Source organism: Mesorhizobium alhagi CCNWXJ12-2 (assembly GCF_000236565.1).
In the GTDB taxonomy this organism is placed as follows: Bacteria; Pseudomonadota; Alphaproteobacteria; order Rhizobiales; family Rhizobiaceae; genus Allomesorhizobium; species Allomesorhizobium alhagi.
In genome coordinates this window covers 1-23191 of sequence record NZ_AHAM01000084.1, presented here as the reverse complement: position 1 = coordinate 23191, position 23191 = coordinate 1, and the positions used below count along the sequence as shown (strand labels likewise).

Here is a 23191-nt window from a genome sequence, read left to right as displayed (position 1 = left end):
CAGCGCCTCACAATGAGCACGTCCGGGACTCCCCGACGTGCTCATAGGACCATCCTGCAAGCGCTACACCTGACCGTTGCAACCAAAATCAATGGGGCGGAGACGCCGCATACGATGGTGTTGAGCAGTCGCCGTTCAATAAGGCGCCGCGTCAGCAGGTGCTACCGCGCGGTCACGGAAACACAGCGACCGTCGGATCGCCAAGAAAAACGATGGACCGCCAGTCCTGCGCCGCGAGTTTCATGGCGAGCAGGATTCCAAGTTGATCTTCGTCGCCTTTCTCGATGAGGCGTTCCTTCGCATCCTCGTATCCCGATCGAAGGCGCCCCCCTGCTTCTCGAATAGGCCGCAGGGCGAGGCCGATCGGGTCTCCCGTGAAGAGGCGCTCGAAGAAGCATTCGCGAAAGGCGTTCGTCATGTACTGACCGGTCTCGGGATGGCGGAGCGACCAGTCGAACGTGGGCTCCACATGGCCGACGAAGCCGCGAGCCGGTCGCTTCGCGCTGAGAAGCGACCGGGGCAAGGGCGCGCTAACATTGCCGCAGGCTGTGACGGCCGTAACGATTCTGTGCGCCGCAGTGGCGGGTTTCAGCAAGTCGCTGAAATCGCTGTGGGCGTTCGCGCCTGCCGAACAGCACGCCTGCGCAAACCAGAGGGCGCCGTAGGGCGCCGCATCTTCGGTGAATGCGGCTGGGTCGAGTGCACGATATTCGGCATCGACGGGTACTCCGAGTGTTCTCTGCATCGCCAAGGGCTCGTCGAGCGGCGACGTCACGCCGTGGCTGCTCGTGACGATGAGACTCGGAAGGTGTTGCTCGATGGTTTGGGCCAGGTCCTCGCCAGTCGCGTGCTCGTCGCAAAGATGGCGCGCGCCATCGATCAGCGCCGGCGTGTGATGGTCATTAGCGAAGCGGTCGTAGATCGGTTCGCTGACGGTCCGGCGCATGAGTGTGGTGATGTCGCCGCCGCCGTGATCGACGCTCCAGAACAGCGAATGTGAGGGCGTGGGTGGGCGGTCGCTCCATCCGGAGATGAGGGCGTTCACGTAGTTGGAAAGCCCCTCTTCCGTCAGGTCCAGCCGGCCGACCATGTGATACGCTTGTAGATTGTACTGCACCTCCCACGGTATCTCGGCGGGGGAGCCGACGATCAGCAGGTAGTAGGGAATGCAGCCCTCGCCGGTTCCGAGCATCATGGCGCTGAGCTGCAGCACGACGGTGCGACCGTCGGAATAGACTCGTGTCAGACTGCCCGGAGTCCAGTGTCCGTCGATGCGGAATATGGGCGCGCCGGGCCGTGCGGCCATGAGGCGGCAAATCGACTCAGGCTCGTCGTCGACAGTGCCGGCGTGCTGCGCGTAGCTGTCCCGCGCGGGCAGGACGATGCCCCATCCCACGCGGGGATCGCGCCAGTCGCGCAGATTAGCCGGAGTGGCGGGCAGGCTCTTATCGGCCACGGCGAGACCACCCGCTAAAATCCGCGAGGCGTAATCGTCCACTACCGCGCCGTCATTGCCCCCGCCAGACCACGCATTGAGCTGCAGTTTTTCGGGAAGCGTCATCCGGGGTGACCCGTCATCTGGACCGGCACCCCTGTCAAGGCGGTCTTGATCTCCCGTATGCGGGCTTCGATCCCGTCGATGACGTGTGGCGCGTACGAGTCGAGCTTCGCAATTAGATCGCTGAGCATGTCGAGTTCGCCCGCGAGTTCTTCGCGTTTCAGCGTGGCCAACGTGTCCAAGCGCGGGGTGTCGCCGTCAAGGACATCCTCCGCGATCATCTCGGCCGCCTCCGGCGGGAGAGGTGGCGGTCTTTCGATGAGTCCGAATCCTTCCCGGGTCGTGTAGACAGGTAGTGACCATTCGCGGAAGACCTCCGCCGCCGCGTTGGGCGGCTGCGGATTGTCGGCCAGAATATCGCGGCACGCGGCGGCGAAGCAGCGACCGAGGTTCAGATCTGTGGTGCCGGGTTTCTCCAGCGTCCGCGCGATGGCGGCCAGCGCGCGGCCTGTGAAGCCCTCGGCAAAGCGGTTGGCATTGGACTCGCTGACGGGCGCACGCATCCCGATTACCAGGGGAAGGCCCTGCTGGACCAGTTTCTCGCATAGGCTCGCGGTCTCTCCGCTCTGATCCGCGCCGTCGCCGGCGAGCGAGCAGGCATTGAGAACGACGATCCAGGTCGTGCCCAGAAGGCTCTGCTTGAGATCGACGAGATCCAGAAAGAGCGAGCGCTCTTCGCCGTACTCGGCGCCGCCGTTTTCGAGCACGAGGTTCCCGCCGGTCGGCTCGCCATGGCAGAAGAAATGCGCGTAGTGCGGCGCGAATTCTGCGATCGCGTGCACCAGATCCTGCTTCGATCCCGGCATCTTGCGAGCCGCGATGCCGTCGGTTCCGGCAGACTTGATGTCATCGACGACCGCTTTCGACGACGACAGGACAAGGACTTCGGTGGGCATCCCGCCCCCAGCCGCCTGAAGGGCACGACGCAGAGCGCGCCATTCGCTATTTGCATCGCCTCCCTGCGCGGCGATAACGGCCAGCAGCTTGAAGGGCATGCCGGCTTCGATCGCGAGTGGGGCGGTCCGTCCGGTATCCGGGATTTCGCGAATGATCGGGACCTGGGAACCAAAGGCGAGAAATCCGTGCGGAGAATACATGGTTTCCCAAGGGAGCGCCCGCGCCTCGTCGCCGAGCGCAGTGAACGTCAGCCGAACGACCGCACTGTCCGCGCCGTTGAGCGCGTCGCGAAAGGCTTCGGTAGCGTTCTGATGCCGGGCGATGTTGCTCCAGAGCGCCGAGCCCACGTCCTTTACGACGGTAGCGGTCGGGTTGGTGCCACTTTCGTATTGCTGAATGACAGAGGAGAGTGCGCCCATGTTGACGGGAACTCTTGCCGCCACAGGAAGATTGACAGTCTCCTTTTCGAGGTGGAACTGGGTCACAATTTCCCCGGAGAGTTCCTGTGCCGGTTCGAAGAGGATGCGGACGGTCATCTCACAACTCCCCCCCGGTCAGTCGTGCGACGAGTTCGAGCGCGTTGAGTGCGCCGCGGGTGCGGGCGCGTTGGGCCGGCGATTGCGGCCGCGCGGTCGATAGCCGCGTCAGTGCGCTTGAAATTTCGTCCGGTACGTCGCGCTCCACGAAAGCGGTGTAATCCGGGGAAGAGCTCTCCAGCCCGATCGGGTGGTCTCCCAGCGTGAGCGTCCGGAAGTTCATAGCGTCCGACGTGATCTCCAACGCGCTCGGATGAACCGAGAACATCAGCCCCGGATTGGGCGCGTCGCCGAGGTCAAAACCCGCGATCAGCGCACCGTAGGCCCGACCCGGTGCCGCCTCCCCGCGGCTCGCCGCCACGATAGGCCCGGGGCGGAGCCAAGACAGGTCGTTGGCAAGGACCGGGATACCGGCACGCCATTTCGCAGAGCCGACAGCGGTGAAACCGGCGATCTGGCATTGCACTGTGTCGAGGAAGGTAGCGAGTTCTTCCGCCCCAACAAATCTGGCGAAACCACGATCTCTATCATGGATGGGCGTCTCCGGCAGCGCGAGCGCCCCGTTCTCGCCCGACAAGTAGCCCGGAGAGATGAAGTGCGCGACGTGGACCTTCGTGGACCCGAGGGCGTCAATCATCCAGGTGAGCCATGGATTGGTCACTGTGGTCCGTGTGCTGATGCCAGACCGGCGTGCGGGAGCCTGAACGGTATCCGGCGGTGCCGGTACGACGATACCCGGGTCTTTGGCGAGACGCTCCAGATCGTCGCGCAATCGATAATCCTGCGGCGACGCGAAGATCCAGATTTTGCCGGACGACGCCTCCCGCAAATCTCTAATCAGACTGAGAAGTTCCTCAGTCATCGGCGGGCTGTCCTTGGCGATGGGAGACCCAGCGCAGATGATTATTGCACCCTCAGGATCCCGGCGATACCCGTTTCGCGCGAAGTTCGGGACACGCAGAAGCGGAACGCCGATCCCCTCGACACTGTCCTCCCATGGAAAGGACGCGAGGCTACCGACGCCGAAGGTGAGTTGCAGCCAGACCGGCGTACCTTCCGCCGCGTCGGCGCCGGCCCGAAAGAGATCCCAGAGGCGATCGGGCATGTCGCCGGCCAGCGCAGCGAGTGGGACCGATAGGCTTTCAAACTTCTCGTCTCCGCGCAGAAGTTCGGCGTCTACATACGGATCAGGCGTTCGCTTGGGGTCTTGGCGCTGCATCGATCGCGCGACGCGCACGGCAACGAGGTTCTCGTCACGTCGTATCATATCAGCCATCGTGCGCTACACTCCCAGGTTCCCGAGCATGGCCCAGAAAGTTATGGGTTTCGTTACGTCGGAATGGCCTTCGATCTTGCCACTCGCGTCGAGACTGACGATCGACGCACCGCCCGGATCCGGATAGTCTTCGAAGGGATTCGGTATTTCGAAGGAAACAGACTCTCCGCCAGCGAGGTTTCTCGGGCCGTAGCCACCCATCGCGGCGAAGCGACTGATGTCCGGCGCGGTCATCACCTCTCCCAAGTCCTTGCGGCGGCGCGCGGCGAGGTGGAATAGGCGCCGCAGCGGCAGGTCATCACGGGAGTGGGTGACGAGGATCGGCCTTTCGGTATGGGTAAGCGCCGCACGAAATCCCCCGGGCCGGCCTGCGACCTCAGGAGCGAAGGCGAGGAGATTGACTGCCGGCTGAAGCAGGAGCGCCGAACGCACCTTGCGGCTGGGGGCGGCCCGGCAGAGACCCGTCATCACGACCTTGGTGCCGTAGGAGTGCCCCACTAGATGCAGGCGCGTTTCGGTTTGGGTGAGGATACGCTCGAGCGTGTCGGAAAGCCCTGCGCCGACGACACCAGCGCGGTCCTTCATTTTCAGGACCGTTGCTACGCGCAGTACCTTTCGCAGCCCGAAGAGATCGGACAAGCCTCCCGCCGCATTGGGACCGTTCGCGGCGGATCCCGGCGACGCGCCTCCGGTGAAGCCAGTGTCCGGCGCTCCGTCGGTTGCGCCATCCCGCCCAGCAACTCTAAGGATTAGCGCAAGATCCCGTTCGCTTAAGGGGTACTTGGCCTCCGGGTCCTCATCTTCGCTTGTCGCTGCAAGTTCTGGACCTAGAAGCGCCGCAAGCGCGGAGACTTCCTTTGCGTCCAGATTCTCCCGCCCCCTGACCAGCACGCGCAACGCGTCCGCGCGGCCGGGAGCCATGTCCTCGGTCAGGAACGCGACATCATCCGGCTCTTCCGGTTGGTCGGCGGCAAGGTCTGGTGTCTGTTCGGAACGCCAGACCAAAGCAGCGCTTGGCCACGCGATACCAATGAACATCACCTTGCGTTTGATCCCCCGTTCCGTGGCCATTCCCCCAACGCCATCGAGAAACCTTGTGTACAGGCGCTTGGCGTGCGCATAGTCGGTGTTCCAGCCGTGACAGTAGACTATCGTGTCAGTGTAGTCCCCGTCCTCGATCGCTCGAACAACGGCGTCTCGATGTTTTGGTGACGTGCATTTACCTGATTTGTCAAACGTCAGCATCCACAATGGAACCGCCTGCCCAGAAAACCCTTGCCTGGAGTCCAGGGGAGCAGGAGTATCGTCGCTCATGTCATTTTCCTCTTGGGGACGATAAGTATATTTCAAAGACAATAACACGATCCGGCGCCATTTGAAGTAGTATCGCAGGGCACGGCGCTTCCAGATGACGGCGCGCTCCGCAACGATGGTTCTATCGCTCATCAGCCGAGTCACCGAGATCATCAGCCCGAGGGCAGCGCCGAACACCATACCGTACGGGAGGCCCGCGACGATAAGGTAGAAAAGCCGCTGCGAATACGGCAGCGCTTCGTTCCAAAAGCCGTCGCTTGCCCAAGATAGAGTAGCCTGAATGAAGCCGATCGCGTAGAGAAGCCCCACTGCCCCGCCCAACGCCATGCCAGCAACGGCCATCCCGACAAACGCGCCCACCACACTGCGGATAAGGCGCGCGCGGGAGACAAATTCGATCGCATAACTGTCAATGCTGAACGCGACTATTGCGACGCACACTGCTGAGATTGCGAAGTAGGCGGTCGGCTCCACAAAAGGCCGGTCCTGCGCGCCGAAATAGGCCGTGATGACCGGTCCAACCAAGAGCCCTGCAAGTGTGCCTCCGGCGGTCCCACCAATCAGCATCATCCGCGCCAAGTGCCGTTCCGCGGCTTTCGCCCCCATCAAATGGTTAGCGAGCAGCACCGACAGGAAACCGAGAGGTGTAGATATTACGACGGTGGCCAGGGAGATCTCGACCAGCAGATCGGACAGCCTCGGGCAGAGCTCCGGCGTATTTGGATCGTACCAAAGACGAGCGGTGCATTCGCCGACCCAGAGCTCCGGGTGCAGGACATTGACGCGCCAGTTCCACCAATACGGCAGCGCGATAAGCGGCGCCGCGATGATGCCGCCGAGTATGCCGCCGATCGCGCCGTGACCGGCCCTAGCGGCACCGATCTCCCGAGCCTTGTCCTTGTCATCGGGTGCCGTCAGTCCACGCGTATAGCTAACGGCCCGCGCAACGCCGTATACTAGGCACGCTACCGAGACGACGAAGAGTCCGATCGCAAGTGAGAGAAAGCCAGCTTGCTCGGAGCCGTTTGCGAGATCTACTCCGAACTGGAACACGGCCGACCCAAGAACACCCAAGGAGATCGTCACCGCAAGCATTGCCATGGCATTCACTGCTAGGAAGAGCAGTCGCTGCGGGTTGAAATAGAAGGGACGCGTCAGTGTCGAATGGGTCTGTGGTTTTTGTCGCTCATCCGTTGCCTTGACTACGTCCCTATGCACCCGCCCCATGAGGACCGGCAGCGAGAGGTCGGCAACATCGAGATTTTCAACTAGTGCTGCGGCGTAGGGGCTATTCGGTGCGTCGGCGATGCCGTCGAGAGCCCTTTTGCCTGGCTGAGCCGAAAACGCGAGAAAGGTCTCCGAGCCGTAGTCAGCATCAACTAGCCCAGGGATTATTTCGGGGCGAATCCCAGCAATTGCCTTCCGTGTCCGCTGGAACGTGTCAGCCAGGCGCTCGCTTTCGAAACTGTCGCGGCAGGCGTCGAGGAAGATCAGCCGCCGGTCGCAAAGTGGCCGTTCTCCCTCGGTGCGCAGGCTGCTTAACATGCGCTGCAAAGAGAGCGCCCCCACCCTGCCCTCGTCGTCCGGAACACCGAGAAGATAATTCCGGCCCCTCTCTTGGAAGCCGTGTCCAGCGAAATAGATAAGCGCAGTTTCGGCCGGCACGCCGGAATTCAGTTTTCGAAGAAGCGCTTCGACCGCCTCCTGCATGGCACTCGCCGTGGCGTTCGCAACGATGGTCTCCCTATCGACCTCGAACCCCAGTTTCTTCAGCTTGTCCGCAACGATCTTACAGTCACGGACAGCATTGGGCAGATTGCCGTAGGGACCGTATCGACCATTACCTATGACGAGCGCGACATGTCGGCCGGTTGCGTTGCGAACCATGCCTTCTCCCCAAGATGAACTGGTTTCACAATCTAATTTCAGTCGAGCGTTTCTGAAAGCACGGCCGCATTAGGTCTCGTGGACAAAGGGTATCCAAAGCAGTGCTGAAGCGAGACTGACGAAGCCGATGTAGGATTCCTTGGTCTTATCATATCGTGTGGCGATGCGTCGCCAGTTCTTGAGCTTGTTGAACAGGCGTTCGACGAGATTGCGCCAGCGATACTTTTCACGGTCGTGCGCGATAGGCTCCCGCCGATTGCTCTTGGCCGGAATGCCACCCGAGGATGCCATATACAGAAGCGCGTTCACGATCTCGCGCAGCTCCGTCTTGCGCGGCCGACCGATGCGGTTCGGTGCCGGCATCATCGGTTCGATCAGCGTCCACTCCTCATCGGTCAGATCACTTGCATAGCGCGGGCAGCGCCGTTCATACTGCGGGCGAGTGGTTTCGGTCCAAGGCATCGTGATCTCCGTCGAATCTCAGCAATCCGACAGAATCACAACCTGCTGAAATCACTCACTCCTTTTTGGATCGGACACTCAGAGGTGGACCCGCTTGGTGAGACAGTTTGGCAGCCTGGCCAAGGTGGATCTGGGTTGTTTTTACGCCGCCAGTTGCTCCGTCATTTCCGCCATATCATAGACCTCATCGGGTGTCCTGCCGCCGAAGGATGAGTGCGGCCGTCCACGGTTACGCTCCAAACAAACGGCGGAGAGCGTCCCCTCTCATCGCCGGATCACCGATTCCTGCCGCCGACGATACAACCAACGGACAATACCCCCGGGCTGGATATAGGTTCAACCCGCCGCACTTACGGTTTCAGACGCTGCTGCCGTTCTCCCCCAAGAGCCCGATCGGGGGGAGGGTGTCGCTTTGCAGTTAATATGAGAATCGTTTGTCGATGATTTCATTTGGTTAGCTGTGCACTTAATAGCCAAGGCTGCGGCGGCTTCAGGCGACGGTCTTCGCGGAAGGTTTGCCGGTGTGGCGCCCGCTGCCCTGCGTTCATCGACGACATACCGTAGGGGCTCGATGCCGTTTCGGCAAAGACCACGATAGCTTCGCTCAGTTCCGAGGCGGGATAGTTGTCGCTTTGCAGTTAATTAGGTTCTTCCTCAATTTGTGTGGTGCTGCTCAAATTTGCCGCCAGATCCGCACGTTTGAACCGTTTGAAGCACGCATCGTTGCGTCGCGCGGACGCTGAACCGCTCAAAATATCCACATTGGGGCTCTGTTTCGGGGGCCACCACACAAATTGAGGAAGAACCTAATTAACTGCCAAGCGACACTACTGCGCCAACCCAAGCTTCTTCTTCAGTTCCGCATTCTCCTTGCGAAGGCGTTCCGCAAGCAGGCTCTTTAGTCGTTTGTTTTCGTCCTCGAGCGCGACAAGGTCCTTCAGATCATCGCTGTCCGATACAGGTGTCGCGGCCTTCCTCCAGTGATAATAGGTCTGCTCCGCTATGCCGGCCTGCCTTACCAGCGTCTCGCGGCCGACCGGCTCGCTCGCCGCAAAAATGGTCGCCTCGACGCGATTCATCCATTCCCGCCAGCGCGCCTCCGGTGGCAGATGATCCAATTCCGGATCAAACAAATGGTCATTTGACCGGCCGTCACCTGATCGTCCCCTCTCCTGTTTCGCGCGCGCCTCAACCATCGATCACAGCCCATAGATGCGGAAGGTCGATCGGCCTGACAATTCGCGCACGGCTCCGAGCTCGACCAGGCGCTCGAACAGGCGGCGTAGGCTGCGGGCGCTCATGCCGGCGACCTTTTCGGATGCGACGATCGCGTCGTCGGACAGCAGCTTGTCGACAACAGCGTCAGCCGCCTTGGCCCGGAGTTTTGGCGCCACGGCAAGCAGTTTTTCCGCGCGGCGGTCAAACTCGGCCGACAAATCGATGGCGCGTAGCGCGGCGCGCGCCTGCGCGGCAAGCACACCTTTGGCACGCTCAATATCTGTCTCAGTGCTTGTCGCCCCAGAGCTGACTGTCGATCGACGCGGGCGAGCGCCTGTGCCCAAGGCTGCCTCGGGGCCCAGCAGCGGCACCGCGTGTACCCAACCCAGCCGTTGCGCCAGCAACGCGTCGGCGAGCCAGCATCCGAAGGCTCGGGCGAAGCCGTGGCGTTCGGCGGCCATGAATGTGCCGGTCAGCGTTGCGACCATGCCAGCGCCGGCGGCGAGCTGCCGGAGATCATCCGCCAGATCGCTGACCACCGCATCATCCGGGGCGTAGCCGAACTCTTCTAGCACCGCAGTGAGGGTTTTCTCCGTCAGCAGTTCCTCCGCGGGCCGGGTAGCCAGCTGGCGCCAGGCGAGCAACAAAAGCCCGGCGGGACCGACGGACAAAAAATCGCCCGGCCGCGTGAGCAGCACGGCATCGCGCAGCGCCGCATCGTCCTCGACACGCCCCGCCTGCCGCGCCGTTACCGCGGCCGCGGCGAGCGCCAGCCGCTGCCGCCATACGCCGGCCCATCGCTCCTGCCGGCGGACCACCGCATCGAGCGCGCCGATCGCGGCGCCCGCGGCGATCGCGACGTCCTCAAGGCCATTTGGCCCAAGCCCTTTCGCGGCAAGGCTTTGCGCATCCGGAACGGCGCGGCGCAGCCAGCCCGGCAACGTGACCGCCTGCGCGGACGTGGCGGCGCCGAGCATAGTCGCCTGGTGGCGCGGAGAGGATTTGGGTCGCAGAATCATCGCCGACGAGGATGAATCAGTGCGGCGCTTATTGCAACCGAAATGGCAAAAACCGCCGCGCCTGTCGTGGACACCAAACGAACGATAATGTTGCCTTATCGATGCTTGCGTTTATTCTTCGCTGTATCTTTGGCGACTACTTTTACGCCATGACTTCGACTATCGGTATGCCGCCTGCGCTGCCACATTCGGCGAGGCGATTTGACCGATCAAGCCCACAGATCGGGATTGCCTTTGCGCAGCAATATGACATACAAGCGGGATCGGCTCCGAGTGAGATAAAGACTGGCTCACTCGCGACCGTCGATCCCCACATAGCTTCCACGGGTTCGCCGGTTGCGAACTTTCGCTACGAGGACGTCGATTTCTTACCACTGAGAATTGGAATCGCACCAATCCACAGAAAAATTCTGTTGGTATTTATGTTGGTATCGGCGGCTCTTTTCGCGTCGAAAATGCATTCCGAAACAGCCACATAGTCAGTTCTCTCGGTTCCGCCTCTGGGCACCATTTCCCCTTTGTACAACCCGGAGACATAGGTAACAGAATGTACCTAAGACATGGGTGACAACCTCGGCCCGAAAGGGTTCTCGAGTGGTTTCAGTCTGCATCTCTCATCGTCGAAATCCCCCAGATCATAGTCCCGCTTTTTTTAGCGAGTCCTGTCGGCGGCGGTCGGCACGTGTCTAGCTTGCTACTATGGCAATGTGCTGGTGCCAGCCTCGTCGTTGCGCAGGTCTTTGATCGTCTCGACTGGCCGCCTGCATTGCAGTCCTGATTGCTGCGCTGGCCGAGCCACCATTGGTCATGCAGACGGACGCGGAAGCGGCGACGACCGGCATGGTCGCCGTCATGAGCCACTACCTGGTTGCAAGAATGCGGGCCCGACGATATGCATCCGGGATCGACAGCGCCCAAACAAACAGCCCACCCGCATGTCGGCCGATGAACGTCTGATCGGGCATTGTCGTCATGTAGCTGACAACCGAAAACAGCACTACGAAGAAGGCAAAGGCGAGTCCGCGCGGCGCATCGCGCACGGCGACATGGCCGGCGCCTGGCAATGCGATCGCCAATGCAAGGACCAGATAAGGATTGATCGGCTTAACCATAGGCGACCTCGTCGTAGGCGGCAGGTGCGGCGTCGCGCGTCGCTAGCGTTCTGCTCAAGGCGGCGGCCTCGGCGACCCCCTTTCTGACGAGGTCGGGTGAAATCGCCGTAGCGGGAAAGCGGATCTGCCGAAGCAACAGATGCGCTCCCCGCTCACCCTGCGCAGCCTGACGGATCACCCGCGAGCCGCGCGGCGAAATGACAGCTTCCTTTACGGCCGGATCGGCAAAAAGGCCGCGGAACATAGCCGAAACACGTTCGATCTGCCACGCTGTGGCACGACCGTCGCCCCGCATCAGCAGCGAAGCATCAGTCGCCGGCGGCGTCATCCATTCGGGCATTTCATGGACGAGCGAATAATACTCGGCCCCGGTCGGGCGGGCCAGCGCGCCGATAGTTGGCCCGCGGCGTTCGCCAGCTTCGCTGAGCGTCACCCTTAGCCAGAGTTGCGGCAGCCGGCGTGTCACCATTGTGTCGGCGATGAGTTCGATCTTGGCCTGCCTGCCGTCCTCAATGCGTCCGATGAGAATCGGGAAATGATCGGCGGCGAAGCTGATGCGGGCATTGGAAAAGAGACTCGCCGCCTCGTCCAGCAGGCCTCGGCGCTGGGCAAGCGCAGCGCGATGATCGGCGATCACACGCTTGCCCATCCAGACGCAGGAGGCGACGATGAAGGCTGAAAAGGCAATGGTGGTGATCATCAAGGTCGCCTTCAAATGGAAGTGGCGGCGCCAGTCGCGCCGCCACTTTGGTTGGATCAGTAACCTTGCGGCTTCGGCCAGGGCATCGTGAACTGGTCGCCGCGACGCACGAAACGGTAGCGCCGGAAATGAAACCAGAGCGACGCCACGATGTAGAAGCACATCATCGCGATCAGCTGCGTGCCGTAGCCAAGGAACACAGCGAAATAGGCTGTCGAGCACAGGATCAGCAGCACGACCGTCGGAAGCGGATGGAATGGATGTACATAGCCGCGCTTGATCGTGTCGAGCGGCCATTTGTTACGGAACATCACCATGTTGAAGGTCATGAAAGTGTAGCCGAGCAGCCCGGACAGGATTGAGAAGGTCACAACCTGGTCGAGCGGTGCGCCGAGCGCGAAAATCAGCGCGATCGGAACCAGAAAGACGATGGCCCGGTAAGGCGTTCGATAGACTGGATGCACCGCACCGAACCAGGTCGGCAGATAACGGTCACGACCCATCGAGAACCAGGCGCGCGAGGCGTCGTTGATGCAGCCGTTTGCCGAAGCGAGTGTCGAAAAGATCGTGCCGACGAACAGGAGGACCATCAGCCCGGTGCTGCCGGTGACGCGAGCGGCATCGAACAGCGGTGTGCCGGCCTGGCCGAGATATTCCCAAGGCACGAGGCCGGAGCAGACATACCAGGTCATGGTGGCTGCGATCAGCAGCGTTATGATGCCCGCCATCGTGCCGTAAGGCAGCGAACGCGCGGGCGAGCGCACTTCTTCGGCAGCCTGGCAGGTGCCCTCGATGCCGAGATAGTACCACAAGCCGAAATGCAGGGCGGCGACGATGCCGACCCAGCCGTAGGGCAGCGGATCCGTGGTGATCGCCGAAAAGTCCAGGGGCACGGCCGAAGCGCCGAACTGCACAGCGACGAACAGCGCAACGATGGCCAGGAAGGCGATTGCAGTGATAACCAGATTGAAGGTCAAGGTCGCCAGCACGCCGCGGTAGTTGAGCCATGCCAGGAACATAATGGCGAGGATGATGAAGGGCTGCTGGTTGAGCCCGGAATGGCCCTGCATGCCGGCAACCGTATCGAGCAGGAAGCCGACGGTGATCGCGTTGGCGGCTTCAAGCATTGTGTAGGCCATGACCAGGAACAGGCCGACATTGAAGGCCATTAATGGACCGACGATGTGCTTGGCCTGGGCGTATTGGCCGCCGGCAGCGGCAACCGTCGAGGTCACTTCTGAATCGATCATGGCCACGCAGGTGTAGAGCAGACCGGCAACCCAGCAGGCGATGAGGCCGGCGATCATGCCGCCTTTGCCAACCGAGAAGTTCCAGCCCATATATTCGCCGACCAGAACGATGCCGACGCCAAGGGCCCAGATATGCGCTGGACCGAGCACGCGCAGCAGCTGAAGCCGTTCCGGCCTAGCTGCCGTCGATGTTGCATTTGCCATCATCGTCCCCTCAGATCTCGTGGCGTTCCGCCGTTGCCTCGATCTCGCCTTCGCGAGAAGAGATCAGCAGCTCGTTGTCGTAGGTGGTGTCGATGCGAACGAGGTCGATGAGCATCAATACGCCGAACGTGGCGGAGAGCGCCCAGGCGATGTATTCCAGGATGTTCCAGGTATCCATTGTAGCCTCCCCTAGCGCTCGTCGCCGAAGCGTTCTTCGATGACTTCGCGGTATTCTCTGTCAGAAAGCCGCACGACCATGACGAAGTAGCCGATGACAAGCACGATCATGACGATCAGCGCGGCCCAGCTGAAGCTGTAGTCAAAGCGGGCGGTTATGATGTCGTTGGCGGCTGCCGGATCGGTGATACCGAGGGCGGCCCATTGCTGCTGCTCGGTGGCGTTCTGGCCGAGTGCTTCCCAGGTCGGATTGGCAATCGGGTTCGGCACCTTAGCTGCACCCGCGAGGCCCAAATAGAGTGGAATGTACAGAGCGCCCACGGTGAGCACGAGCAAGGTCAAGACGTCGAAAATCTGACCGGCTATGCTCTGTTTCGGAGGTTTGTAAGCCATTGTGCGCTCCTCAGGTCCGGCGGCGCCGCATCTCGTCGAGATGCTTGATGTCGAGGCCATAAATGAAGTGTTTGTCTTCAACGTAGTGGCGCAGCATGGCCACGATAGCCGCCGTGTTGAACGCCAGCACCAGGGCGCAAGCAACCGACAGGATGACGCGGATGGCCGGGATGGAAATGTAGGACCATACGCTGAACAGCGCGAACAACATGGTGCACCAGAGCACCGCAATGAAAATTACGAGGCCGGCTCGATCCCGCGCATGCATTCTGTCGATCCGCTGATCGAGAGTCGCGCCCCCGTGTTGCTGACTTAAAGTCGCTTCCATTTCTTCCTCCTCCTGCCGGCCGTTTTCGGCTTCATTGCGGCTTTGCGGGAAAAATAATTTCCCCTGAGGAATTTCTTTCAAAGTTAATAAGCTGTCAAGTAATGACCTCCCGCACTTATGGCACCGCGAATTCCAGCATGTCCGCAATGGCATTGAATCGATTAGGCTTTGTCGCGCCGACAGGCTGCCGGAAATTTTTATCCGATCCTTCGAATGGCTGGGAAAGCTCGATCCCGGCGTCCAAAGTCCCGACAGTGATCAGCCAGATGGCCGAGCGGTTGAAGGCGCTGTCCCTGAAATTCGCTGCCTTCGAGGTCCGCTCGCCGCCTCTTGAACGGCTGCGACTGTGGCAGCTTGTCCACGGCAAACGCGCATTCGCCGAAACAAACCGAGCTCGATTTAGATGTGGCTTCCGGAGAGAGCCATTTTTCCTTATCTTTTCATTCGGCGTGGGCGGACGACGCCTCGAGCCCATATTCGAGAGCCGACGCTACAATGGTCTTCCACAGGCTATCGGCGAAACTGGTAAAAACGAGAAGATTGAAGACCGCTTCACCGTCCGCTCCGTTCGCATCGCGCCAGATATTCACTGGCGTATGATCGACCGAACTCGTCGCCGTAGCCCCTGGTGGAAACATCGTATCGTCCAGATCGAGAGACGAGAATTTTGCCAGCGCTTCCCTTGCGCGGGGGCCGGAGATCTGGCTCAGGCAGCGCCCATCCGACTGGTCCGACAGCGAGGCGATCCCGGCAAAGACCTCGGCGAGCTTACCGAACTGGCTATCCGCGGACCGAGCAGCGAAAGCCAAGAACTGGTCGGGACCAGACCAGATAAGTGTGGCGATCTTGCCGATCACAGCCTTGGGAGTGCTAGGCGGCTCGACGCCGAACAGCTTTTTGGCCGCCTTGGCGGTCTCGACCGCCTTTCCGCGTCTGGCCATAACCTGCACCAGCATGATGCCGCGGATCTCAGTCAGTGTGACGCCTGCCTGCCCGGCGGTAACGCCATGGCGGCCGGCAACAAGCTCCTTCTGCAGCGGGGACTGGGCATTCCAGAGATAATCAACCACGCTGGCGCACTCCTTCGGGATCGTAGAAGACAGGGTTGCAAATCTCGGCCTCGTAGTCCTCGCTACGCAGCGGGTCGTGAATGCGAACAATCTCGCCAAAGCGCCCGCGCCCGCGTTCGACCAACGCGAGGCCAATCCACTGTGCGAGCACCGGCGAGAAGCAGACCGAGGTGACATAGCCCTGGTCAGTTTCCGGGCCGGGGATCACGCCCTTGGGAACGACATGCGCACCAGAACGCAGGCGCCGTACCGGGTCGACCGGCTTTACGCCGACGACCACCTGACGGTTCGGCGCGGTCAGCGCCTCGCGCCCGGCCATGACGCGGCCTATAAAATCCTTTTTCTTCGACATCATCTTGCCGAGCCCAAGGTCATCGGCGGTCGTCGTGCCATTCAGTTCCGGTCCGGCGACGTGGCCCTTTTCGATGCGCATGACGCCGAGTGCCTCGGTACCGTATGGAGTGACGCCAAACGGCTTGCCTGCAATCATCAGATTGCGGGCAAGCGCCTCGCCATAGCAGGCCGGCACCGACATCTCGAAGGCCATTTCGCCGGAGAAGGAAATGCGGAACAGCCGAGCGACAATGCCGCCGCGCAGCTTGACCTCACGCGCCCCCATAAAGGGAAATCCCTCGTTCGAGAGGTCTTCCGACGGCTCGATGACCGCCTGCAGTAGATCGCGGGTCTTCGGCCCAGCAATGGAGAACTGCGCCCACTGATCGGTGGCGCTGGTTAGCTGCACGTCGAGGTCCGGCCACAGCACCTGACGGCAGAACTCGAGGTGCTGCATCACCGGGCCGGCCTTCGCGGTGGTCGTGGTCAGGAAGTAATGGTCTTCGGCCAGACGCGAGGTCGTGCCGTCATCCATGACGATGCCATCCTCGCGTAGCATGAGGCCGTAGCGCGCCTTGCCGACCGCGAGCGAAGAGAACGTGTTGATGTACACGCGATCGAGGAAAGTGCCGGCGTCGGGACCGAGCACGTCGACTTTGCCAAGCGTGGAGACGTCGCAGAAACCAACGCTGTTGCGTACGGAGAGGACTTCGCGGGTGACCGATTCCAACCAGTCCTTCTCGCCCGGCTTTGGATACCACTGCGCGCGCTTCCACAGGCCGGTGTCGACGAAGACAGCACCCAGTTCGGCTGCCCAATGATGCGATGGCGTCAGCCGCCAGGCGTGGAAATTTTCGTCGCGGTGGTGGCCGGCGAGCGCGCCGATTGCCACCGGTGCATAGGGAGGACGATAGATCGTCGTGCCGGTTTCCGGGATGGTTCGGCCCGTAGCCTCCGCCATGATTGCCAGGCCGTTGACGTTGGAGGTCTTGCCCTGGTCGGTCGCCATGCCGAGCGTTGTGTATCGCTTGAGATGCTCGACGCTTTCGAAGCCTTCACGCTGCGCCAGCGTCACATCCGACGCAGTGACGTCGTGCTGGAAGTCGACAAAGGCCTTGCCTTTCGCCTTGACCTGCCAGAGCGGCGAGATCGCGTAGATGTCGTCGCACGCCTCCGCCGCCTCGCCGGCATTGCCAGCCGCCCCGCACTCGGCGGCCGCGGCGACACCCGCGGCATGGCCGTCGCGCAGGCAGGCGCCGAGCGAGAATTCGCCATTGGCCGCGCCGGCAGTGGTCATGCCCCTGGGCGCGTCGCCAGGGACGAAAGCGGCGATAGCGTCGCGCCATACGGGCTTGCCACGATGGAAGCAGGACAACCCGACATTCGGGTTCCAGCCCCCGGACACGGCAAGGCAGTCAGCTTCGATCTGCTGCGTCAGGCCATTCCGGCCGGTCACGACGATGCTGCGGACACCGTCGACGCCCCTCTTAACGTCGGAAACGCCGCCGGTGAGCACGCGCACGTCACGGAGCCCGGCAACCGCCTGATATTTCGCCGGCGCTCTTCCTCGCGGATCGACGACGGCCGCTATCTCGCCGCCGGCCCGCTGAATTGCTTCGACCGTGCGCCAGCCGTCGTCATTGTTGGTGAACAGCGCCACCCTCCGACCCGGCATCGCCGCGAAGCGGTTGACATAGGTCCGAACGGCAGACGCCATCATCACGCCTGGGCGGTCATTGCCCGGGAAGACGATCGGCCGTTCGATCGCGCCAGCGGTAACCACGGAGCGCCTGGCGACGATGCGCCAGACCCGCTGGCGCACCTGATGCGGACCGGGAACAGCGACATGGTCGTTGACACGCTCGAGCGCGGCGTAAACGCCGCCGTCATAGACGCCGAACAGGGCGGTGCGTGTCATGACGCGCACGTTCGGCAGCGAAGCGAGTTCATCGGTTGCGCGACGCAGCCAGTCCGCGGCATGCATGCCGTCGATGTCACCGCCATCACTGAGCAGGCGGCCACCAACGCGGCTGTCCTCCTCGCACAATATCACACGGGCGCCAGCACGACCTGCAGCCAAAGCGGCCGAAAGACCAGCCGACCCGCCACCGACGACGAGCACGTCGCAATGCGCCCATGCCTTGTCGTAATGGTCGGGATCGGGCAGTTCGGCGCTCTTGCCAAGGCCGGCGGCGCGCCGGATCATCGGCTCATAAACCGTTTCCCAGAACTTCGCCGGCCACATGAAGGTTTTGTAGTAAAAGCCGGCGACGAAGATCGGCGCCAGCAGCGAGTTGATCGACATGAAGTCGCGACGTAGTGACGGCCAGCGGTTCTGGCTGTTGGCCATGAGACGGTCGTAAAGTTCCGCCGTCGTTGCCCGTGTGTTGGGCTCGCGGCGCGCGCCGGTTCGCATCTCGACGAGCGCGCTCGGCTCCTCTGAGCCAGCGGTCATGATGCCGCGCGGCCGATGGTACTTGAATGAGCGCGCCACCAGCTTGACACCGTTTGCGACGAGTGCCGAGGCTAGCGTGTCGCCGGCATAGCCAGTCATCGTCTTGCCGTCGAACGAGAATTGCAGGGGCGACTGGCGGTCGATCAGCCCCCCGCTGCGCAGCCGATGCGACTGGCTGACAGGGGCAGCCCTACCGGAAGCGTTGGCGTCAAGCGCAGCCGTCCTGCTCAGCGGCTCCGATCCGGAATAGCCTGACATGGTCATTCTCCTGCCTGCGCCAGCTTGGTCGCACCGGCGCCGGGGGCCGCCGTCACCGATCCGAATTCGTGCGTCACCGTGTTTCGCTCGGCTATCAGCCAGGAGCGGCAGCCGCCGCCGTGATACCAGTACTCGCGCATCACGCCGGCTACGTTGTCGCGCAGATAAACGTAATCGTAGAATGCGTCCTCGGCAGGCTCTGGGCCTGCTACGCTGTCGACCGCAAAATTAGGCCGCTTGGGAGAGGCGTCGCCGAGATAAGTGAACTCGCCCGACTCGCGTTCGCCACAGAAGGGACATGCAATACGCATTCCAACAGTCTCGCTTTCAGTGCAGGTTTGGTTGAGCGCCCTGGCCTTTTTCGTCGATCATGGCGCCGCGGCGGAACCGATCGAGCCGGAACAGCGCGGCCTCGGAATGCGGCTCGTCGCGTGCCAGAAGGTGGGCGAAGGCGAGACCGGAAGCCGGCGTCGCCTTGAAGCCGCCATAGCACCAGCCGGCGTTGAGATAGAGGCCATCGATGGGGGTCTTGTCGATGATCGGCGTGCCGTCCATCGACATGTCCATGATGCCGCCCCACTGACGCAGCATGCGTACTCGGCCGATCATCGGCATGACCGCCATGCCGCCTTCACAGACGTCCTCGACCACTGGCATGTTGCCGCGCTGGGCGTAGGAATTGTAGCCGTCGAGGTCGCCACCGAAGACGAGGCCGCCCTTGTCCGACTGGCTGATATAGAAGTGGCCGGCGCCGAAGGTAATGACGCCTGGAATAAGCGGCTTGATGGCCTCGGAGACAAAGGCCTGCAGCACATGGCTTTCGATCGGGAGCTTCATGCCGGCCATTGCGGCGACGCGCGAGGTGTTGCCAGCGACCGCCATACCCACTTTACCGGCGCTGATCGTGCCGCGTGTGGTCTCGACCCCGCTGATGCGGCCGTTGATACGGGTGAAGCCGGTGACCTCGCAATTCTGGATGATGTCGACGCCGCGCTGGTCGGCGGCACGCGCATAACCCCACACGACGGCGTCGTGGCGCGCGGTTCCGGCACGGCGCTGCGCTAGGCCGCCCATTATTGGGAAGCGCGCGCTGTCGTAGTTGAGGAACGGGAGTTCCTTGCGGATTTGCGCGGCGTCGAGCAGTTCTGCGTCGATGCCGTTAATGCGCATGGTGTTGCCGCGGCGGGCGAACGCGTCGCGCTGGGCGTCGGAGTGGTAGAGATTGATGATGCCGCGCTGGCTCACCATCGCGTTGTAGTTGAGGTCCTGCTCCATGCGCTCCCACAGCTTCATCGAAAGCTCGTAGAAGCCGGTATTGCCGGGAAGGCCGTAGTTTGAGCGGATGATGGTGGTGTTCCGCCCGGCGTTGCCGGAGCCGATCCAGCCCTTTTCAAGCACCGCGACATTGCGGATGCCATATTCGCGGGCGAGGAAGTAAGCCGTGGCGAGGCCGTGGCCGCCACCGCCGATGATCACCACGTCGTAGTGGTTTTTGGGCGCCGGATCGCGCCAGGCCCGCGTCCAACCCTTATGGCCGGACAGCGCAGCCTTCGCGAGTGAGAAGATCGAGTATTTCATCACAGGTGTTCCGGGCGAATATCGGGGTGTCAGAAGGCCGCGCACGGCCCCTTCAACTCTTGGCGCATCACGCGCCTGTCCTGTAGTTGATAGCTCAGACGTCCAGCGTGTTGTCGCGCTCCCATTGGGTGAAATGCGAGGCGTAGGAGTTCCACTCCTGCTGCTTGAGCTTGATATAGGCTGCCGAGAAGTCCTCGCCCATCGCGGCCTTGAGCTCGGTATCCTCGTCGAATTCGCGAAGCGCGTCGAGCAGGTTGAGCGGCAACTTGGCCCCGTGCGTGACGGTATGCCCGTCCATGTACATATCTATGTCGCTGCGGGGACCGGGATCGGCCTTGGTGCGGATGCCGCTGAGACCAGCCGCGATGATCACCGCCTGCATGAGGTAGGGATTGGCCGCGCCGTCGGGCAGCCTGAGCTCGAACCGGCCCGGTCCCGGCACGCGGACCATATGCGTGCGGTTGTTGCCGGTCCAGGTCACGGTATTCGGCGCCCATGTCGCGCCGGAAACGGTGCGCGGCGCGTTGATGCGCTTGTAGGAGTTGACTGTCGGGTTCGTTATGGCCGCGAGCGCGGAGGCGTGCTTCATGATGCCGCCGAGAAAATGTTTGCCCTTCTCGGAAAGCCCCAGTTCCATGTTCTTGTCGGCGAAGGCGTTGGTTCCGCCGCCGAGATCCCACACCGAGATGTGAGCATGGCAGCCGCTGCCGGTAAGACCCTGGAAGGGCTTCGGCATGAAAGTCGCGCGCAGACCATGCTTTTCGGCGATCGAGCGCACCATGAATTTGAAGAAGGAGTGCTTGTCGGCGGTAGACAGAACATCGTCGTACTGCCAGTTCATCTCGAACTGGCCATTAGCGTCTTCGTGATCGTTCTGGTACGGCTGCCAGCCGAGATCGAGCATCGCGTCGCAGATCTCGGCGATGACGTCGAAGCGGCGCATCACCGCTTGCTGGTCGTAGCAGGATTTTGCCGCCGTATCGTACTCGTCTGCGATCTGCCTGCCGTCAGGGGTAACGAGGAAGAACTCCGGCTCCACGCCGGTTTTCACACGCATCCCCTCCTTCGCGGCTTCCGCCACCAGGCGCTTCAGCGTGTTGCGGGGCGCCTGGGCGACGCTCCTGCCTTCCATCAGGCAGTCCGAAGCAAGCCAGGCGACCTCAGGCCGCCACGGCAGCTGGATGACGGACGCCGCGTCTGGCACGGCCAGCATATCGGGGTGAGCCGGCGTAAGGTCCAGCCAGGTCGCGAACCCTGCAAAGCCGGCTCCCTCCCTCTGCATATCGGAGATGGCCTGCGCCGGCACCAGCTTGGCGCGCTGGCCTCCGAACAGATCCGTGTATGAGACCATGAAGTATCTGATGTTACGAGTCCTTGCGAACTCTTTGAGATCAGTCACTTCTTCGGACTGGTCCAATTTGGCTTCAAAGCTCGTTCCCATGGAATGCTCCTCCCTATTTTTTAAAGGGTGCCCTTCCCAGGTACCCAGTTTGTCCCCGCGAGCGGCACGCCGGCCATGGCCGCTGCCTCGATCGACAAGGCGCACAAATCCTCCGGCTCCAAATTGTGCACATGGTTTTTTCCGCACGCGCGCGCGATGGTCTGCGTCTCCAGGGTCATCACTTTCAAGTAGTTGGCCAGACGCCGACCGGCGGCGACAGGATCGACCCGCTTCATAAGTTCGGGATCCTGGGTGGTGATGCCGGCGGGATCCTTGCCCTCATGCCAGTCGTCATAAGCACCGGCGGTGGTGCCGAGTTCGGCATACTCGGCCTCCCAACGCGGATCGTTGTCGCCAAGCGCAACGAGGGCAGCCGTACCGATGGAGACGGCATCGGCCCCCAACGCCAGCGCCTTCGCAACGTCAGCGCCGTTGCGAATGCCGCCCGAAATGATCAGTTGCACCTTCCTGTGCATGCCGAGGTCCTGAAGCGCCTGAACCGCCGGACGCAGGCAGGCAAGCGTGGGTTGACCGACATGCTCGATGAAAACTTCTTGGGTCGCAGCGGTGCCGCCCTGCATACCATCGAGCACCACCACGTCGGCGCCGGCCTTCACCGCGAGTGCGGTGTCGTAATACGGCCTTGCACCACCGATCTTGACGTAGATGGGCTTTTCCCAGTCGGTGATCTCGCGCAGTTCGAGGATCTTGATTTCAAGATCGTCCGGTCCGGTCCAATCGGGATGGCGGCAGGCCGACCGCTGGTCGATACCTTTCGGCAGGGTACGCATCTCGGCGACGCGATCGGAAATTTTCTGGCCGAGCAGCATGCCACCACCACCCGGCTTGGCGCCCTGCCCGACGACGATCTCGATCGCGTCGGCGCGTCGGAGATCGCGCGGGTTCATGCCATAGCGCGATGGCAGATATTGGTAGACCAGCGTCTGCGAGTGGCCGCGCTCCTCTTCGGTCATGCCGCCATCGCCAGTGGTCGTCGAGGTTCCAGCGATCGTGGCGCCACGCCCCAGCGCTTCCTTCGCCGGACCCGACAACGAACCGAAGCTCATGCCGGCGATAGTGATCGGAATCTTGAGCTCGATTGGCTTCTTCGCATGACGCGCGCCCAGCACGACGTTGGTGTCACACCGCTCGCGATAACCTTCGAGGGGATAACGCGAGATCGATGCGCCGAGAAACAGAAGGTCATCGAAATGCGGAACCCGGCGCTTCGCCCCGGAGCCACGGATGTCGTAGATGCCGGTCGCGGCGGCGCGGCGGATCTCGGACATCGTATAGTCATCGAACGTCGCCGATTTGCGAGGCGTTGTCGCAGGATTGTGATAGGTCATGTCCGGCCTCAGTAAGCGTCAGCGTTGTCGATGTTGAAATTGTAGAGCGTGCGCGCTGAACCGTAGCGCGTGAACTCGTCCGGCCTGACATCCCGGATGCCGGCCCTGTCCAACAGGTCCTGCAGGACGGCGATGTGCTCGGGGCGCATCTCCTTCTCGATGCAATCGGCGCCAAGGCTCTTGACCTTGCCGCGCACGAACAGGCGAGCCTCATAGATGGAATCGCCGAGGGCGTCGCCGGCATCGCCCAGCACGACGAGATTGCCCGACTGCGCCATGAAAGCCGACATGTGACCGACATTGCCCCGAACGACGATGTTGATGCCCTTCATCGAAATGCCACAGCGCGACGACGCATTGCCCTCGACGACGAGAA

Annotated in this window: 18 protein-coding genes and 2 pseudogenes; all 20 read right to left on the bottom strand. The window is 62.0% G+C overall.

The window, feature by feature from the left end; translation table 11 throughout:
• Positions 1-172 precede the first annotated feature (172 nt).
• Positions 173-1561, bottom strand: a complete 1389-nt coding sequence (locus tag MAXJ12_RS11170) for a hypothetical protein (protein WP_008835955.1) — start codon at positions 1559-1561, stop codon at positions 173-175.
• Positions 1558-2991, bottom strand: coding sequence for a CHAT domain-containing protein (locus MAXJ12_RS11165; protein WP_008835954.1), 1434 nt, complete (start codon positions 2989-2991; stop codon positions 1558-1560). Before MAXJ12_RS11165 ends, MAXJ12_RS11170 begins: the two co-directional genes overlap by 4 nt.
• 1 nt (position 2992) lies before the next feature.
• Entirely contained in the window at positions 2993-4267 is a 1275-nt protein-coding gene (locus MAXJ12_RS11160; protein ID WP_008835953.1) for a hypothetical protein, read from the bottom strand.
• Between the two features lie 6 nt (positions 4268-4273).
• Positions 4274-7468 carry a caspase family protein gene (locus tag MAXJ12_RS11155; RefSeq protein WP_008835952.1) on the bottom strand — a complete coding sequence of 1065 codons (3195 nt, stop codon included), beginning with the start codon at positions 7466-7468 and terminating at the stop codon, positions 4274-4276.
• A 276-nt stretch (positions 7469-7744) separates the two neighbouring features.
• Positions 7745-7930, bottom strand: a pseudogene (locus MAXJ12_RS38790) (transposase); the annotation flags it as partial.
• Positions 7931-8757: 827 nt separating this feature from the next.
• Entirely contained in the window at positions 8758-9126 is a 369-nt protein-coding gene (locus MAXJ12_RS39990; protein WP_420492372.1) for a transposase, read from the bottom strand.
• A gap of 3 nt (positions 9127-9129) precedes the next feature.
• On the bottom strand, positions 9130-10125 hold the full coding sequence (locus MAXJ12_RS11140) for a DUF1403 family protein (RefSeq protein WP_008835949.1): 996 nt from the start codon (positions 10123-10125) through the stop codon (positions 9130-9132).
• 902 nt (positions 10126-11027) lie between these two features.
• Positions 11028-11279 carry a hypothetical protein gene (locus MAXJ12_RS11135; protein ID WP_008835948.1) on the bottom strand — a complete coding sequence of 84 codons (252 nt, stop codon included), beginning with the start codon at positions 11277-11279 and terminating at the stop codon, positions 11028-11030.
• Complete coding sequence (locus MAXJ12_RS11130) at positions 11272-11979, bottom strand: hypothetical protein (RefSeq protein WP_008835947.1); 708 nt, start codon at positions 11977-11979, stop codon at positions 11272-11274. The genes MAXJ12_RS11135 and MAXJ12_RS11130 overlap by 8 nt, the downstream gene beginning before the upstream one ends.
• 56 nt (positions 11980-12035) lie before the next feature.
• On the bottom strand, positions 12036-13433 hold the full coding sequence (locus tag MAXJ12_RS11125; protein WP_040585845.1) for an APC family permease: 1398 nt from the start codon (positions 13431-13433) through the stop codon (positions 12036-12038).
• 10 nt (positions 13434-13443) lie between these two features.
• The gene (locus MAXJ12_RS38190) at positions 13444-13611 is read right to left on the bottom strand and encodes a hypothetical protein (protein ID WP_008835945.1); all 168 of its coding nucleotides are present in this window, start codon (positions 13609-13611) and stop codon (positions 13444-13446) included.
• Positions 13612-13622: 11 nt separating this feature from the next.
• Positions 13623-14003 (bottom strand): hypothetical protein, encoded by a 381-nt coding sequence (locus tag MAXJ12_RS11115; RefSeq protein ID WP_008835944.1) that lies wholly within the window; start codon positions 14001-14003, stop codon positions 13623-13625.
• Positions 14004-14013: 10 nt separating this feature from the next.
• On the bottom strand, positions 14014-14331 hold the full coding sequence (locus MAXJ12_RS11110; RefSeq protein ID WP_008835943.1) for a hypothetical protein: 318 nt from the start codon (positions 14329-14331) through the stop codon (positions 14014-14016).
• A 440-nt stretch (positions 14332-14771) separates the two neighbouring features.
• The gene (locus MAXJ12_RS11100) at positions 14772-15401 is read right to left on the bottom strand and encodes a sarcosine oxidase subunit gamma (RefSeq protein ID WP_008835941.1); all 630 of its coding nucleotides are present in this window, start codon (positions 15399-15401) and stop codon (positions 14772-14774) included.
• Positions 15394-18453 carry a sarcosine oxidase subunit alpha family protein gene (locus MAXJ12_RS11095; RefSeq protein WP_139043859.1) on the bottom strand — a complete coding sequence of 1020 codons (3060 nt, stop codon included), beginning with the start codon at positions 18451-18453 and terminating at the stop codon, positions 15394-15396. Before MAXJ12_RS11095 ends, MAXJ12_RS11100 begins: the two co-directional genes overlap by 8 nt.
• A complete protein-coding gene (locus MAXJ12_RS11090) occupies positions 18450-18758 on the bottom strand; it encodes a sarcosine oxidase subunit delta (RefSeq protein ID WP_008835939.1) in 309 nt (102 codons plus the stop codon). The genes MAXJ12_RS11095 and MAXJ12_RS11090 overlap by 4 nt, the downstream gene beginning before the upstream one ends.
• Positions 18759-18774: 16 nt before the next feature.
• The gene (locus MAXJ12_RS11085) at positions 18775-20025 is read right to left on the bottom strand and encodes a sarcosine oxidase subunit beta family protein (protein WP_008835938.1); all 1251 of its coding nucleotides are present in this window, start codon (positions 20023-20025) and stop codon (positions 18775-18777) included.
• 94 nt (positions 20026-20119) lie between these two features.
• The gene (gene glnT, locus MAXJ12_RS11080) at positions 20120-21466 is read right to left on the bottom strand and encodes a type III glutamate--ammonia ligase (RefSeq protein WP_008835937.1); all 1347 of its coding nucleotides are present in this window, start codon (positions 21464-21466) and stop codon (positions 20120-20122) included.
• 20 nt (positions 21467-21486) lie between these two features.
• The gene (locus MAXJ12_RS11075; RefSeq protein ID WP_008835936.1) at positions 21487-22815 is read right to left on the bottom strand and encodes an FMN-binding glutamate synthase family protein; all 1329 of its coding nucleotides are present in this window, start codon (positions 22813-22815) and stop codon (positions 21487-21489) included.
• An 8-nt stretch (positions 22816-22823) separates the two neighbouring features.
• Positions 22824-23191: pseudogene (locus tag MAXJ12_RS11070) on the bottom strand (protein GlxC); the annotation flags it as partial.

Excerpts from the sequence above, each read along its gene's own strand:
- MAXJ12_RS11170 (WP_008835955.1), bottom strand. The coding sequence starts at position 1,561 with ATGACGCTTCCCGAAAAACTGCAGCTCAATGCGTGGTCTGGCGGGGGC.
- MAXJ12_RS11165 (WP_008835954.1), bottom strand. The coding sequence starts at position 2,991 with ATGACCGTCCGCATCCTCTTCGAACCGGCACAGGAACTCTCCGGGGAA.
- MAXJ12_RS11160 (WP_008835953.1), bottom strand. The coding sequence starts at position 4,267 with ATGGCTGATATGATACGACGTGACGAGAACCTCGTTGCCGTGCGCGTC.
- MAXJ12_RS11155 (WP_008835952.1), bottom strand. The coding sequence starts at position 7,468 with ATGGTTCGCAACGCAACCGGCCGACATGTCGCGCTCGTCATAGGTAAT.
- MAXJ12_RS39990 (WP_420492372.1), bottom strand. The coding sequence starts at position 9,126 with ATGGTTGAGGCGCGCGCGAAACAGGAGAGGGGACGATCAGGTGACGGC.
- MAXJ12_RS11140 (WP_008835949.1), bottom strand. The coding sequence starts at position 10,125 with ATGCTCGGCGCCGCCACGTCCGCGCAGGCGGTCACGTTGCCGGGCTGG.
- MAXJ12_RS11135 (WP_008835948.1), bottom strand. The coding sequence starts at position 11,279 with ATGGTTAAGCCGATCAATCCTTATCTGGTCCTTGCATTGGCGATCGCA.
- MAXJ12_RS11130 (WP_008835947.1), bottom strand. The coding sequence starts at position 11,979 with ATGATCACCACCATTGCCTTTTCAGCCTTCATCGTCGCCTCCTGCGTC.
- MAXJ12_RS11125 (WP_040585845.1), bottom strand. The coding sequence starts at position 13,433 with ATGGCAAATGCAACATCGACGGCAGCTAGGCCGGAACGGCTTCAGCTG.
- MAXJ12_RS38190 (WP_008835945.1), bottom strand. The coding sequence starts at position 13,611 with ATGGATACCTGGAACATCCTGGAATACATCGCCTGGGCGCTCTCCGCC.
- MAXJ12_RS11115 (WP_008835944.1), bottom strand. The coding sequence starts at position 14,003 with ATGGCTTACAAACCTCCGAAACAGAGCATAGCCGGTCAGATTTTCGAC.
- MAXJ12_RS11110 (WP_008835943.1), bottom strand. The coding sequence starts at position 14,331 with ATGGAAGCGACTTTAAGTCAGCAACACGGGGGCGCGACTCTCGATCAG.
- MAXJ12_RS11095 (WP_139043859.1), bottom strand. The coding sequence starts at position 18,453 with ATGACCATGTCAGGCTATTCCGGATCGGAGCCGCTGAGCAGGACGGCT.
- MAXJ12_RS11090 (WP_008835939.1), bottom strand. The coding sequence starts at position 18,758 with ATGCGTATTGCATGTCCCTTCTGTGGCGAACGCGAGTCGGGCGAGTTC.
- MAXJ12_RS11085 (WP_008835938.1), bottom strand. The coding sequence starts at position 20,025 with ATGAAATACTCGATCTTCTCACTCGCGAAGGCTGCGCTGTCCGGCCAT.
- glnT (WP_008835937.1), bottom strand. The coding sequence starts at position 21,466 with ATGGGAACGAGCTTTGAAGCCAAATTGGACCAGTCCGAAGAAGTGACT.
- MAXJ12_RS11075 (WP_008835936.1), bottom strand. The coding sequence starts at position 22,815 with ATGACCTATCACAATCCTGCGACAACGCCTCGCAAATCGGCGACGTTC.